Origin of the sequence: Rodentibacter pneumotropicus DSM 21403, assembly GCF_000379905.1 — a bacterium.
Classification (GTDB): domain Bacteria; phylum Pseudomonadota; class Gammaproteobacteria; order Enterobacterales; family Pasteurellaceae; genus Rodentibacter; species Rodentibacter pneumotropicus.
The window spans coordinates 120,155-135,513 of the sequence record NZ_KB904040.1 but is presented as its reverse complement, the minus strand read 5'-3'; the positions used below and the strand labels follow the sequence as shown (position 1 = coordinate 135,513).

The 15,359-nt window shown below is 31.1% G+C and carries 14 protein-coding genes; 12 read left to right on the top strand and 2 right to left on the bottom strand.

What is annotated here, in order from left to right; genetic code table 11:
- Positions 1-2 precede the first annotated feature (2 nt).
- From neuB to ndk, 12 genes are all read left to right on the top strand, one after another.
- Complete coding sequence (neuB, locus tag A3GE_RS0100730) at positions 3-1,040, top strand: N-acetylneuraminate synthase (RefSeq protein WP_018355369.1); 1,038 nt, start codon at positions 3-5, stop codon at positions 1,038-1,040.
- Between the two features lie 17 nt (positions 1,041-1,057).
- Positions 1,058-2,317 (top strand): cytidylyltransferase domain-containing protein, encoded by a 1,260-nt coding sequence (locus A3GE_RS0100725; protein WP_018355368.1) that lies wholly within the window; start codon positions 1,058-1,060, stop codon positions 2,315-2,317.
- Positions 2,317-3,474, top strand: coding sequence for a UDP-N-acetylglucosamine 2-epimerase (neuC, locus tag A3GE_RS0100720; protein ID WP_018355367.1), 1,158 nt, complete (start codon positions 2,317-2,319; stop codon positions 3,472-3,474). Before A3GE_RS0100725 ends, neuC begins: the two co-directional genes overlap by 1 nt.
- A gap of 10 nt (positions 3,475-3,484) precedes the next feature.
- Positions 3,485-4,690 carry a flippase gene (locus A3GE_RS0100715; protein WP_018355366.1) on the top strand — a complete coding sequence of 402 codons (1,206 nt, stop codon included), beginning with the start codon at positions 3,485-3,487 and terminating at the stop codon, positions 4,688-4,690.
- Between the two features lie 140 nt (positions 4,691-4,830).
- On the top strand, positions 4,831-5,781 hold the full coding sequence (locus tag A3GE_RS0100710; RefSeq protein ID WP_018355365.1) for a glycosyltransferase family 52: 951 nt from the start codon (positions 4,831-4,833) through the stop codon (positions 5,779-5,781).
- 110 nt (positions 5,782-5,891) lie between these two features.
- Positions 5,892-6,965 (top strand): EpsG family protein, encoded by a 1,074-nt coding sequence (locus tag A3GE_RS0100705; RefSeq protein WP_160193522.1) that lies wholly within the window; start codon positions 5,892-5,894, stop codon positions 6,963-6,965.
- Positions 6,966-6,978: 13 nt separating this feature from the next.
- A complete protein-coding gene (locus A3GE_RS0100700; RefSeq protein WP_018355363.1) occupies positions 6,979-7,923 on the top strand; it encodes a glycosyltransferase family 2 protein in 945 nt (314 codons plus the stop codon).
- Positions 7,924-8,733, top strand: a complete 810-nt coding sequence (locus A3GE_RS0100695; RefSeq protein ID WP_018355362.1) for a glycosyltransferase — start codon at positions 7,924-7,926, stop codon at positions 8,731-8,733.
- A 22-nt stretch (positions 8,734-8,755) separates the two neighbouring features.
- Positions 8,756-10,024, top strand: coding sequence for a sugar transferase (locus A3GE_RS0100690; protein WP_018355361.1), 1,269 nt, complete (start codon positions 8,756-8,758; stop codon positions 10,022-10,024).
- A 1,630-nt stretch (positions 10,025-11,654) separates the two neighbouring features.
- Positions 11,655-12,686 carry a dTDP-glucose 4,6-dehydratase gene (gene rfbB / locus A3GE_RS0100685; RefSeq protein ID WP_018355360.1) on the top strand — a complete coding sequence of 344 codons (1,032 nt, stop codon included), beginning with the start codon at positions 11,655-11,657 and terminating at the stop codon, positions 12,684-12,686.
- A 103-nt stretch (positions 12,687-12,789) separates the two neighbouring features.
- The gene (gene pepB, locus A3GE_RS0100680; protein ID WP_018355359.1) at positions 12,790-14,094 is read left to right on the top strand and encodes an aminopeptidase PepB; all 1,305 of its coding nucleotides are present in this window, start codon (positions 12,790-12,792) and stop codon (positions 14,092-14,094) included.
- Between the two features lie 8 nt (positions 14,095-14,102).
- Positions 14,103-14,525, top strand: coding sequence for a nucleoside-diphosphate kinase (gene ndk, locus A3GE_RS0100675; protein ID WP_018355358.1), 423 nt, complete (start codon positions 14,103-14,105; stop codon positions 14,523-14,525).
- A gap of 62 nt (positions 14,526-14,587) precedes the next feature.
- Here ndk and frdD read toward each other — a convergent pair whose 3' ends face one another.
- Positions 14,588-14,932, bottom strand: a complete 345-nt coding sequence (gene frdD, locus A3GE_RS0100670) for a fumarate reductase subunit FrdD (protein ID WP_018355357.1) — start codon at positions 14,930-14,932, stop codon at positions 14,588-14,590.
- 12 nt (positions 14,933-14,944) lie between these two features.
- Positions 14,945-15,355 carry a fumarate reductase subunit FrdC gene (gene frdC, locus A3GE_RS0100665; protein ID WP_018355356.1) on the bottom strand — a complete coding sequence of 137 codons (411 nt, stop codon included), beginning with the start codon at positions 15,353-15,355 and terminating at the stop codon, positions 14,945-14,947.
- Between the last annotated feature and the right edge of the window lie 4 nt (positions 15,356-15,359).

Below are 15,359 nucleotides of genomic sequence, written 5' to 3'. Positions count from 1 at the left end.
AAATGAGTCAAGTATTTATTGTAGCGGAGATTGGTTGTAACCATAATGGTGATCCTGTATTAGCAAAAAAAATGGTAGATGTCGCCAAAGAATGTGGTGTTGATGCCGTTAAATTCCAAACATTTAAAGCTGATAAATTAATTTCAAAATATGCCCCTAAGGCAGAATATCAAAAAGTTACCACTGGTACTGCAGATAGTCAGCTTGAAATGACCAGAAAATTAGAACTTCCTTATGATGAATTCCGTAAATTAGAAGTTTATGCCCGTTCACTTGGATTAGAAGTATTTTCAACCCCTTTTGATATGGAATCTATTGATTTCCTTGCAGGTGAAAATCAAAAAATATGGAAAATTCCATCAGGCGAATTAACCAATTTGCCTTATTTAGAGAAAATTGCTCGTTTACCAATTGAAGGCAAAAATATTGTGATTTCAACCGGAATGGCTACAATTGATGAAATAAAAGATGCTTTGGTAGTGTTAGAGAAAAATGGTATGTCAAAGAAAGATATTACGATCCTTCATTGTAATACAGAATATCCAACACCTTATGAGGATGTGAATTTAAACGCATTTTATCAATTAAAAGCAGTATTCTCTGATTATAATTTAGGTTTTTCTGATCATTCGACAGGTTATTTTGTAGGTCTTGCTGCTGTGCCTTATGGTATTACTTTCATTGAAAAACACTTTACGTTGGATAAAAATTTTGAGGGACCTGATCATAAAGCATCGGTGACTCCTGAGGAATTAAAATTACTTTGTGAAGGTATTCGTGCCATTGAAAAATCTCTTGGCTCATCAGAAAAGATTGTGACTACTTCAGAAGCAAAAAATAAAATTGTTGCGCGTAAATCCATTATTGCTGCATGTCCAATTAAAAAAGGAGAAATGTATACTACAGAGAACCTGACGACTAAGAGACCGGGAAATGGTATTAGTCCAATGTTTTGGTATGATGTTTTAGGTAAAAAAGCCGAAATGGATTTTGAAGAAGATCAGCTTATCCAGGATAGTCGTTTCCAAAATCAAGAATAAAAAGAGCGGTCAAATTTATGAAAAAAATTGCAATTATCACGGCAAGATCGGGGTCAAAAGGTTTACCAAATAAAAATGTATTATTTGCAAACGGAAAGCCACTTATGGCTTACAGCATTGAGGCTGCTTTGGAAAGTGGGGAATTTGAAAAAATTATTGTCAGTACAGATTCGCAAGAATACATTGATTTACTTTCACATTATCCTATTGAATTTGTAAAACGTTCTGCAGAGTTGGCTTCAGATAAAGCCAGCTCTTTTGTGGTAATTGAAGATGTATTGAATAAGTATCAGCACATTGATTTTGATTATTTTGCACTATTGCAACCAACTTCCCCATTAAGGACAGCACAACATATTCAAGAAGCAAATGCTAAATTTGAGCAACATTTTGATCAATTTGATTTTTTGGTTTCTGTATCAGATGCACACAAACCAACAACGCTCACGCGTGAAATTGATGAAGATGAAAGTTTGAAAAACTTTAAATTGGATTATTCCAATTATGCACGTCAACAATATTATTCAGAATATTCACCGAATGGAGCAATTTTCTCAGCAAAACCGCAGGCTTATTTAAAGCAAAAACATTTTTATGGTGAAAAATGTATCGCTTATTTTATGGATAAAGAAGTGTCGGTAGATATTGATGATCGTCTTGATTTTGAATATTTCTATTTTATTCTTCAGCAACGCAACAAAACACAAATTTTATTAGAAACCATTAAGAGAACGATCACGTCAAAAAAAGAGAACTTTGATCAACTAAAAGACATCAGTTTAATTGGACATTCCATTTTAGATTATTGGAACATTGAAACACTCAAGCAGCAAGCGGTAAATAACTTGGCGATTGCCGGAATTTCTACAAAACAATATCTTAAATTAATTTTGGATAAAGGTTTCATTCAAGATCTTGGAGATAAAGCGATTTTAATGTTTGGAACGAATGATATTGTTTATGATGGTTGGTCGAATGAACAAGTTTTGGCTGATATTCAGAAAGTGATTGATAAGTTAAAAGCAATTAAAGAAGATATTATGCTTTATTTTTTAGAGATTACACCGGTTGCATTACGTGTTGATCGAGACAATACCGTCATTAGAGAGTTGAATAAATACTTAAAAGCAAACTTGAAAGGCGTAAAATGGATTTCATTAGATAGCCAATTTAGTGACCAATACGGCAAATTGAATTTAGATTATACCCAGGATGGTTTACATCTTAATGAACAAGGCTATCAATTACTAAAAAATATTGTTGAATCAGAATTATGATGAAAAAACGAATTGCCTATGTAACAGGTTCTCGGGCTGAATATGGCATTGTAAAACGTTTATTAAAGAGTTTACAAAACGATCCCGAATTAGACTTTAGCCTAATTGTGACTGCAATGCATCTTGATCCACAATACGGCAATACCGTAAAAATAATTGAAGAAGATGGCTTTTTCGTTCGTGAGAAAATTGCCGTTAAGCTCAATAGCCAAAATAATCAAACCATCTTAACGTCAATAGCGGAAACCTTAGATTTATTTGGCAAACATTTTCAAATGCACAGCTATGATGCTGTAATGGTGTTAGGCGATCGTTATGAAATGCTTGCCGTAGCAACAGCTGCCGCCATGCATAATATTCCCCTAATTCATTTACATGGTGGTGAGCAAACCTTAGGCAATTATGATGAATTTATTCGCCATTGTATTACTAAAATGTCAAAACTACATTTAACAGCAACAGAAGAATATCGTAAGCGTGTTATTCAATTAGGGGAAGTCCCTGAGAGTGTTATTAATGTTGGTTCTTTAGGCGCGGAAAACAGTTTATTACTAGATTTACCAAGTAAAGAAGAGCTAGTGGTAACATTAGGTATTCCAACTCAACCTTATTTTATGGTGGTATTTCATCCGGAAACGATAACAGGTCAATTAGTTGAAGAACAAATTAAACAACTTTTTTTAGCTCTGGATATTTTTAAGAAAGATTATCAATTTATTTTTATTGGTTCAAATTCAGATACGCACTCAGATGTAATTTTTGAAAAAATTAGAAATTATACTCAAAAAAATAATTTTGCATTTTTCACCTCTATAAAACCTGAAGAATATTTAGCATTGATTAAATATTCAAAAGGTTTAATAGGAAATAGTTCATCAGGGTTACTTGAGGCACCATCATTAAAAGTTGGTACTGTCAATATTGGAAAACGCCAAGAAGGACGAGTACGAGGAGAGTCTGTTATTGATGTAGAAAGTAGTCAAACTGCTATTGAACAAGGTATTCAAAAATTACTTTCTGATGCTTTTCAAGCACGTTTACCTATGATGGTGAATCCATATTATCAAGAAAATTCAGCAGAGAAAGCTTATTATTTAATTAAAGATTTTTTACAAAATAATAAGAATAATAATCCAAAAATATTTTATGATTTATAAGGAATAGTAAATGAGCCTGATCAAAGATAGTTCGATCTATCTCATTGGTGAACTATCATCTAAATGTATCCCTTTTTTATTACTACCTTATTTATCACGTAAGTTAGGGGTGGAAGGGTTTGGAGAGCTTTCTTATTATCAAACTCTTTTAGCATTATTTATTATTTTTATTGGATTAAGTCAGGATGGGGCAGTAGCTCGTTATTTCTATGTTTATGGCAATCGTTCTTTAAATTTAGTAGTAAATACGGGTTATGTCTATACACTTTGTACAGGAGGAATAGCTTTAGTATTTTGTTGGTTTTTGCATTCAGAAGTTATGTTTTATTTGGTGCTAAGCGCAATATTTCAGGTTTTTTTATCGGTACAGCTAAGTATTAGACAGTGCCAAAAACAAGCCATTCCTTATACTTTGATCCAACTAGCTTCTACTATTACAAATGCATTATTAACTATATTAATGTTAGAAATATATGAAACAGAGTTAGTTGAAAAACGCATTTTAGCTATTTTATTCAGTAATATTTTGGTTTCTTTATTGGCTTATCTGATTTATCAAAAAAGAAGCATTAGCAAAAAATTTACTTTTTTACGATATAAAACCGCTTTTTTATATATCGTTGCATTTGGAGTTCCAATGATCTTTCATCATGGCAGTTTCTTTATTAAAGGACAGCTAGATAGAATTTTTATTTTTCATCGTTTTAGTGACGGTGACCTTGGTTTATATGCAATGGGGGCACAAATTGCTTCTATTCTATCAGTTTTTATTCTTGCAATGAATAAAGCATTAGTGCCTTATTTATTTGAGAACTTAAAAAAAGGAACTGTTACGCTGAATAAATTACATCGTTGGGCATTATTCTCATTCTTAATTGTACCAGTTCCATCATTGGTAATGTTGATTATACCTGAAAAATGGATACTGTTCTTCTTGGGGCGACATTTTATCGGTATAAAGTATTATATTATAATATTTTTACTTTCTAATAGTTTAATAATTCCTTATCTATTCTTGGTAAATTATTTGTTCTATCATGGTAAAACAAAACAAATTTCATTTTGTTCGGTATTATCAACAGTGATTTATTTGGGAGCATTAGGTGGGCTTATTTTTACTGATGTAATTTATATTCCTTATGCAAGTATTTTAGGAGCTTTAGGAATTTTACCTATATTATATTTTTTTGCTAAAAAAGAGAACAACACTGAATAATTCAGTTGTATATTTATATCTATTTAAAATTTTAATAGATAAGATATAAAAATATGGAGCTAAATTAGCATATATAAATAATATTTATTCTATTTAAATAGTGCTAATTTATTAGTGGTTGATGAAATATGAGGTTTTCGATGAATTTAATTGTATGTTGTACACCTTTACAAATGAAAATTGCCGAACATATTATAAATGAATATAGAAATGAAAAATTTATCTCTATAGTTTTAATTAATAGTCTCAATATAAATTCAAAGTACCAATTTTATATAAACAGATTATCTGAAAAATCTACAAAAACGATTTCTATAGACACAAAAATTGAAAAAGATAGATTTAAATTTTTGTGGGAATTAATAAACCTGAAATGTGAAGAATTTATAGGGTGTAGCTTAGATAAGATATTTTTTGCTAATATTAACTCTTTATGGATACAAACTATCATTTCAAAGTGTAATATCGAGAAAATATATACTTTTGATGATGGTTTAGCAAATATAATTGATAAATCTCCATTAATTCAAGACAATAATATTAAAAGAAAGTTAGTTAATTTTTTGGTTAGAAATAAATTTAGCTCAAAAAAAATATTAAAACTTTCCCAAAATCACTTCACTATTTATCGTAATATGGAAAATATTATTCCTAATACAGTATATATAGATATATTTAAAAAAAGTTACATTAAACATAAAAAAAATAATAGCAGTGAAGTAAGTATCCTTATTGGACAGCCTGTATTCTATGAAGAAGATATTAATAATAAATTAATAAAAGAAATTTACTATAAATATAATTTGGATCACTATTTTCCTCACCCAAGAGAAATTTGTAAAATAGATGGATTAAATTATATCTACACTGATCTTATTTTTGAGGACTATATTTCTAGTTTACAAGAAAATAAAATTATAATTTATAGTTTTTTCAGTTCTATTGTTATAAACCTTATTAATTTTTCTAATATTGATATTAGGATTCTAAAAATAGAAAATACCCGTAAGATAGAAATTGAAGAATCTTATAAGCTGCTAGCTAAGCTTGGTTTGGATTTCTTTGATAAAATAGATTATATGGCATTGTAATTTTACCTATGATTTTATATATTTCTTTTATTAATATAATTTTTCCTGTATTTGGGCTTGCAGTAAGTCTATTTTATTTTTTTTATAAGAGGATGAGCTCTAGTGCGGATATGCAGATTTTATTTATAAATATTTCTTACTCTTTAGGGGTATTAGGATATCTCTACATTAGAAGACATGAGACGGGAGACATTTATCAATATTATTTAGCATTTGAATCTCTTAAAGAAAATCTAAATTTTTCAGAGTTATATTCAGAATATTCATCTTATTATTTCAGTTGGGTTTCCTTATTAGGGATTGCTGCATATTTTAATTTGGAATTTCAGAAAATTAATTTTATATGCATTTTTACTATATATATTTCTATTCTTACAGCTTTTAGAAAATTATATGATGACGATCAAGACATAACTTCAATAAGAATTATTTTTTTCAAACTTATGACTATGGTAAGTTTTATAACAATAATCTCCTCTTATAGAAATATTCTTGCTTTTTCAATTTCTTTTTTGGGATTGATATACATACTAAAGAATAAGCAATATATTGTAGGTTTAATACTCATTATTGTAGGTATTGGATTTCATCCAAGTTCAATTATAATTCCAATATCATTGTTGGTATCTAGGGTTGTTTTATTTCGAAAAAAGTATCTTATTGTATGCTTGTTATTAGGTATGTTTATACCCAAAATACTAGAAATTTTCACCTTTAATAATGCTTATTTTTCTACAAAAATAAATGAATATATATATGGACAATGGGCGACTTATAGTTTTAACTCTCTAATTGATTATTCTGTATTTATAGGGATTTATTCTTTCATTCTCTTTTGCTTCATTGCGGTTATTTTTTTAGAAAAACTAAAAGTTTCAAATCCCTTTAAAAAGGATTTATTGAATTTTATATTTACTTATTTTTCAATTTCTATACTTTTCTTACAATTCAAGACTATATCGGATAGGTTGATGTTTAGTGCCGGTGGATTCATCCTAATTTTATTAGGATACTTTCTTTTTATTAATAGGATGATTTATAAGAAGAAAATAACCTCTCTAATTTTATTAATAATATGGTATGTGTATATAGATCCTCAACTAATAAATTTTAAACAAGATTCTTATAGTATGGGGGACGGGGTAAATATTATTTATTCTCCGATTTTTTCTTTCTTTTCATAGGGATGTTTTGATTATGCTTATGCTACCTAAAATTTCTATCATAATGAGTGTATACAAAGAGCCCATAGAATGGGTAGAACTATCAATTAACTCTATATTAGAACAGACATATTCTAATATAGAGTTAATAATAATATGTGATAATCCACAAGATAGACATCTCGTCTGCTATCTTCTTAGAAAAAAAAAATCAGACCATAGAGTAATACTACACATTAATGAATCCAATAAAGGTCTAATTTATTCATTAAATAAAGCAATTTCACTTACATCAGGAACATATATAGCTAGAATGGATGCTGATGATATATCATTATCTTCTAGATTAGAAAATCAAATGGCTTTTTTAGAAAAAGAAGAGCTAGATCTATGTGGATGTAATGCTTTACTATTCTCTGAGAAAGGAATCATAGGAAAAACAAATAAGCTGGAAAAACATAAATTTATAGAAAAATTAATGTGGTATGGAGATATAGGTATAATTCATCCAACTTTCTTTGGAAAGCGTGAAGTTTTCATAAAGTCAGGGGGATATAATAAAAAAGCAATACACGCTGAGGATATGGAGTTTATAGCCCATATTCTTACATTGGGGTACAAAGTAGGAAATCTATCGAAGTATCTGTTGAAATACCGTTTTTCGGAAAATAGTATAACTAGAAAAAATGCGTTTTCTTTATATACTACTATTAGTTGTATTAAGAAATCTTATAGAAAATTTAAAAAAAGTGAAAAATACTTTTTTGAAAATAAAATAATTAACAATCCCAAAAAAGAAATTAATTATACTAAAAATAAAATTTATCTGACTAAGTCTAGAGAAGCAATAAATAGTAAAAGATTTTTAATAGTTATTTATTTTCTAGTATTAGCTATAATAAAATCTCCAATTTTATTTTATCATTCAATTAAAATATTAATTATAAATAAACTTCTGAAAAGAATGGAGAGTAATTAGATGTATTCTATATTATTATCTTTATATCATAAAGAGCGAGAAGAGTATCTTGCTGCTTGCTTAGATAGTTTAATAGTTCAAACTTGTCCAGTGAGTGAAGTAATTATTGTTTTTGATGGAGCTATTAAAAAATCATTAGAAGAAATAGTGGTGCAATATCAAGCTTACTTACCAATAAAAATTATTAGGTTAAAATATAATCTTGGTCTTGGTAAAGCATTAAATGAAGGACTGAAATATTGCTCATATGAATGGATATTTAGAATGGATACAGATGATGTTTGTTTACCTGATCGTTTCAAAAAACAGCTAGAGTATATTAATAGTCATCCTAATATCGCATTGTTGGGCACTCAAGTGGCTGAGTTTGATGAAACTATGAAAAGCATTATTGGTGTTAAACAAGTTCCTATCTCAAAATTAGAGATTGAGAAATTTGCTTTAAAAAGAAACCCATTTAATCACATGACTGTTGCATATCGGAAGAGTATTATAGAAAAAGTAGGCGGATACCAACATCATCTCTATATGGAAGACTACAATTTATGGCTAAGAATTATAGCGAAAGGATATGAAGTTGCTAATCTACCGGAAATATTGGTTAATGTAAGATCCGGTATTCAAATGTATACTCGAAGAAAGGGATTATCATATATTAAAAGTGAATATACTTTGGCAAAGCTAAAAACAGATTTAAAATTACAGCCTGTTGGTATGGCTTATGCTTATTTTTTTATAAGGACTTTACCTAGATTGCTACCAAGTTCTCTTCTAGGAAGGTTGTATCATTCTCTAAGACAAAAACAGTGATCTATAATTGAGGATATAAATAATGGTTAGTGAGAAGAAAAGACATTCCCGTTGGTATGAAAGAGTTTTTTTCAGCACAACGCTACAAAGTTTTCTAGGTGTTACATTTTCAGTATTTTTACCAGCGTGTATTTTTTGGGGCGATAAACTATGGCTTTTAGAAACTAGGTTAAATACTTTGATTGCTACATCCTTAGCATTTATAAGTATCGCAATAACCTTAAGAATTTTAATGAAATACCCAGGTAATAAATCAAGTAGTTTTATTATTTCTACAGTACTTTCATGGTATTTCATTGTATTGTTAGTATTAACAATTTTACGTTTAGATTACTCTAATCTTCTATTATCAATTAGTTTTATTTTAACGTTATTTTTTTGTTTTATCGGCTATTTTCTATCAAGACGTTGGATCATACCCAAAATAGCTTATATCCCTTTGGGGAGGGCTGTTAATGTCCAAAATATTCCTAATGTAGAGTGGATTGAGTTATCCAAACCTGCTCTAGATAGTCGTCGTATTAATGCAATTGCTGTAGATTTACATTCTACGGAATTAACCTATGAATGGCAAAAATTTTTATCAAACTGTACATTGAATCAGATTCCTGTGTATAACGTAAGACAACTAGAAGAGTCATTAACGGGAAGGGTAAAAATTCACCATATGTATGAAAATGATCTCGGTTCATTATTACCTTCTCCTATTTATTCATTAATTAAACGGGTTATAGATATTTTTCTTATTTTAATTAGTTTTCCAATTACATTGCCTATAATGTTAATAACAGCCGTTGCTATTCGTCTAGAAAGTCAAGGTGGAGCGATGTTTATTCAAAAACGGGTAGGTCAAGGTGGAAAAGAATTCAATATTTATAAATTTAGAAGCATGTGTAAAGACTCGGAAAAAGATGGTGCTCAATTTGCATCGGCTAGTGATATGCGTGTAACAGGTATTGGAAAATTTATTCGTAAAACACGTATTGATGAATTACCGCAGTTTTTTAATGTTCTTAAGGGGGATATGAGCCTTATTGGACCCCGTCCCGAACAGAAAGCTTTTGTAGAGCAATTTGAAGAACAAATTCCATTTTATAATTACAGGCATATAGTAAAGCCGGGGATATCTGGCTGGGCACAAGTAGTCCACGGCTATGCAGCTGATGTAAATGATACTAGAGTAAAAGTAGAACATGATTTTTACTATATTAAACATTTTTCCCTTTGGTTGGATATTCTGATTATATTTAAAACATTAAAAACAATGCTTACAGGATTTGGGGCAAGATAGAACACGAATTATTTCATTGAGAATAAATGATAGTTCTTTATCTATATCTATTTTAGCTACAACTGTTAAGGGGTTTTAATAAAACTCAGGTTGTATTAGAACGAAAAATATTTGTTACTACCAATAGTGGGCCTTATCAGTTTCTCTATTATTCACTATATTATTGAAAATATGAAAAATAATGTAATTAATGATTGAATAATTGAGCTATACAAACAATACTTATAAAAATAATTTAGAATCTTTAGATTCAGTGGTAAATAATTTACGTTATATCTTTGGGGGGATATTCGTATCGAATGCAGGAGAACATTATGACAAGCAAAAAACAAACACAGTATTGTGGGTTTTAATTAGTACTGTCGTTATAACAATAGTATCAAAACTTATTTCACGTGGAACAAGTATTTTTGTTAAACCAACTTATCAGAAAATTGTTTTATTTTCGTTGTTTACAATATATGTATTATCTTCTAAAAAGCTTTTTGGTTTCTAGGTTTTCCTTTAATGTTAATTTATGTGTTGTATTTACCTGTAGGATTGTCTTTCGGCTATCCTCAATATCAACATATAATAAGCTTTTTTGCAACAGATGCATCTGAAGTTGGAGAGTTTCTATCGTTAATACCACTTAAAAATTATGCTTATGCATTTTTTGTCTTGTTTTCTATTATTCTTGTTCGAAATATTTTAGAATCTAAAAATATAAGATTTTTAAAAATAAGCTTTTCTTGATATTTTCTTCTTTATTCTTTTTATTCCATTTAACTCCTTTTGAGTTTTTCATAAATCATATTTAACAGTAAAGGAAACGCTAAAAACACTCAATAATGGGATTAAAAACGAATGGGGAGAATATCAATTAAACAAATTTAAATATGATGATTATATTCTTATAATTGGTTAAAGTGCTATTGCTGATTATTTTAATCTATATGGATATCCGAATAGAAAACATGCTGTTTTTAAGAGCAACCAATGGTACATTTATTCATGGGGTGTTAGCTGAAGGAGAATATACAATAGGTTCTTTAAAATTAATGCTGACAAAACCTGATATAGCTAAATGGAAATAAAATTTAAAGAAATTATTGTTAAGGATTATAACGGAAAGAGATTTATTGTCTTACATACTTTGGGATCTAACCCACATGCATGTGATAGAGTTAAAAACTATAATCATATTTTTAAAACTCAAGAAATAGATAAAAAATATCCTTATATTAATTGTTATATTTCTTCAGTTTTTAATATATTAAATGAGTCATATATATTCAAAAAATGCTCTTTTTCGTTGATTTATTCTTCAAATCATGGTCTTGGTCATAAATAAGTAGATGGTAAGTTAGTATTAAACAATAATCCCGATGTGGCTAAGGGGAATGCCTATTTTACAGTTCCTCTTTTAAAAATATCTTCAGATAATAAGGAAAGAAATATTTATCATTTTTTAAATCGGGTTTAAATTTTACAGATGATATTGCCCATTAGATTGGAATAGATAATGATAAACTTAATTCTAAAGCAGATTTATTTACCGGTTTAAATGATTCTAATAGTTATGGGCAAATTGAAAAGTTGAAAAACATTACTAAAGATGATTCTGCAGTAGATATAAGACCAAAATAGAATGAAAAAAATCTTAATCACAGGTGGAGCCGGTTTTATCGGCTCTGCAGTTGTTCTCCATATTATTAATACGCAAGATAGTATAATTAATGTTGATAAATTGACCTACGCTGCCAATTTAGAATCGCTTAAAACGATAGGAGAGCATCCTTGTTATGTATTTGAACAAGTAGATATTTGCGATACAAAAGAGCTCACTCGTATATTTGAACTACATCAACCAGATGCTGTTATGCACTTAGCGGCCGAAAGTCATGTTGACCGTTCAATTTACGGATCTGCTGCTTTTATTGAAACTAACATTGTTGGCACTTACACTTTATTGGAAGTTGCTCGCACATACTGGAGTAACTTAAGTAATAAGAAAAAATCGGCATTTCGTTTTCTTCATATTTCAACTGATGAAGTCTATGGTGATTTAGCAAATAAAGAAACACTATTTGCCGAAACTTCCCCTTATAACCCAAGTAGCCCTTATTCTGCTTCAAAAGCAGCAAGCGATCATTTAGTTAATGCATGGCATAGAACCTACGGTTTGCCTGTGATTATCACACATAGTTCTAATAATTACGGGCCATATCAGTATCCTGAAAAACTTATTCCACTAATGATTTTAAGTGCTTTAGAGGGAAAACCTCTTCCGGTGTATGGTAGTGGTCAGCAAATTAGAGATTGGTTGTTTGTGGAAGATCATGCTAGGGCGCTTTATAAAATTATGACGCAAGGAAAAATTGGTGAAACTTATAATATCGGTGGACATAATGAGAAAACAAATATTGAGGTGGTTTATTCTATTTGTTCTTTATTAGAAGAATTAGTGCCAAACAAACCGCAAGGTGTGAAAAAATACGAAGACTTAATTACTTACGTGAAAGATCGCCCTGGCCATGATATGCGTTACGCAATTGATACTACAAAAATTGAGCGTGAATTAGATTGGAAACCGGAAGAAACTTTTGAATCAGGATTAAGAAAAACAGTAGCATGGTATGCGAAACAATTTAAATTAGGAAAATACCACAATAGAAAATAGCTAAGTGTCTAGCAGATAAAATAAATACATTTAAGATTATCTTCCTATGTAAAAACTGGTATAGTTCGCTAACCGGTTTTTTCTTTATAAGGAGAGTTAAAAAATGGAGATTATTCTTTCTAACCGTCCAGCAGCGGATTGTTGGGGTAGAAATGCGATAGTAAGTTTTAATGGCGAAGAAGCAATTATTCACTTAAAAAATAATGAAAAAAATGACCGCACTTTAGTGCAACGCGCTGCACGTAAGTTACGTGGGCAAGGTATTAAAGATGTAGAATTAGTCGGTGAAGAATGGAATTTAGATTTTTGTTGGGCGTTTTATCAAGGGTTTTATACCGCAAAACAAGATTATTCCATTGAATTTCCGCATTTAGAGCATGATTTACAAGATGAATTATTGGCTCGTATTGAATGTAGCGATTTTGTTCGAGATGTAATTAATGAACCGGCACAAAGTCTAACACCTATTAAATTGGCCGAGCGTGCAGCAGAATTTATTACGGTTCAAGCGGAAAATTATTCGGAGAAAAGTGCAGTCAGTTTTCAAATTATTTCCGGGAAAGAGTTGGAAACGCAAGGTTATCAAGGGATTTGGAACGTAGGGAAAGGTTCATCAAATTCTCCGGCAATGTTGCAGCTAGATTTTAATCCGATAGGGGATTCGAATGCACCTGTATTAGCTTGCTTGGTTGGTAAGGGAATTACTTTTGATAGTGGCGGATATAGCATTAAACCAAGTGATGGTATGAGTACAATGCGTACGGATATGGGCGGAGCAGCTTTATTAACAGGGGCTTTAGGCTTGGCTATTGCTCGTGGATTAAAGCAAAGAGTGAAGCTCTATTTATGTTGTGCGGAAAATTTAGTGAGCAGCAATGCATTTAAATTAGGCGATATTATTACCTATAAAAACGGCATCACGGCAGAGATTTTAAATACCGATGCAGAAGGTCGTTTGGTATTGGCTGACGGATTAATTGAAGCAGATAATCAGTATCCTGAATTTATTATTGATTGTGCGACATTAACCGGTGCTGCTAAAGTAGCGGTGGGTAATGACTACCATTCAGTACTCACAATGGATGATGAGTTTGCGACAGCGCTTTTTCAATCGGCTAAGGCTGAAAATGAGCCATTTTGGCGTTTACCCTTTGAGGAATTTCATCGTTCACAAATTAGCTCTTCATTTGCGGATATTGCCAATATTGGGACAGTGCCGGTTGGTGCAGGGGCAAGTACAGCGACAGCATTTCTTTCCTATTTTGTGAAAAATTACCAACAAAATTGGTTACATATTGATTGCTCTGCAACCTATCGTAAATCAGCAAGTGATTTATGGGCGGTTGGTGCGACAGGTATTGGGGTACAAACATTAGCGAATTTATTGTTGTCAAAATCAGAAAAGTGAGGATGAATATGGTAGAGAGAACGCTTTCAATTATAAAACCCGATGCGGTGAGACGTAACCTTATCGGAGCAATTTTAGCACGCTTTGAGCAAAATGGATTTAAAATTGTTGCAACCAAAATGGTGCATTTAACGAGAGAGCAAGCTGAGGGTTTCTATGCAGAACATCAAGGCAAGGCGTTTTTTGAATCATTAGTGGATTACATGATGTCTGCACCTGTTGTGGTTTCGGTATTGGAAAAAGAAAATGCCGTAAAAAACTACCGCACTTTGATTGGTGCAACAAATCCGGAAAATGCAGAAGAAGGGACGATTCGTAAGGATTTTGCATTAAGTCAGCGTGAAAATTCTGTTCATGGCTCTGATAGCATAGAAAGTGCAAATCGTGAAATAGCCTATTTCTTTGCTGATTCGGAAATTTGTAACTATTAATTTTATAGTAGATAAAAAATAGCGAGTATAAAGCTCGCTATTTTTTTATATCTGATTTTTGCTTATAAACCAATCACCGCAAATAATGCCCAAATGGTATAAATAGTTGCTAAACCATAGAAGATAAAGCCACCTGCCGGTACATGGATTTTAAGATCGTGCATCCCATGGTGAATTCGGTGTAAACCACACCACATTGGGAAAATGGTTAGCACTAGAATCACAAGTTTACCGATCCAAGAATAGGCAAAAGTGACGAGGTTTTCTGGATCAATTAAACCAAAGGGAAGTAATAAACCCAAGATTAAAATCACCACAGGAAAGAAAATAGCGCTTACTGTACCACCTGCACCGAAAAGCAACCATACCGGTGGTTCGCCAGAGCGTTTTGGATTTTTATCAACCATTTTGCCTCTCCCTTAAATATAAGCTAAAACTAATGCAACGACGCTGACAAGCGCAGTCACAGCCCAAAGTGCATTTCTGATGACATGATGTGGTAAACGTTCATTCTTGACAATGATGTTCATCACTTTTGGTGTCATTAAGAAATAGGTGACGGTATGGTAAAGTGTGGCGACCAGCGTAATGATATTTAAGAGCACCACAATTGGGTTTCTTAAAAATTCAATAAAGCTAAAAATGCCGTGTCCTGGGATTGGATTACTGGCAAGACAGAGTACGCCATAAAGCAGAACGATACAGAACCATACAGCAAAGATTGAGGTTGCTTCACGTAGCATATAGGCTTTGTAGAAGTCTAATTTTTGCCACCAAGTCGCCGTCATCGGGCGAACATATTTTTTGCGTTTACTTACAGTTACTGACATTTCC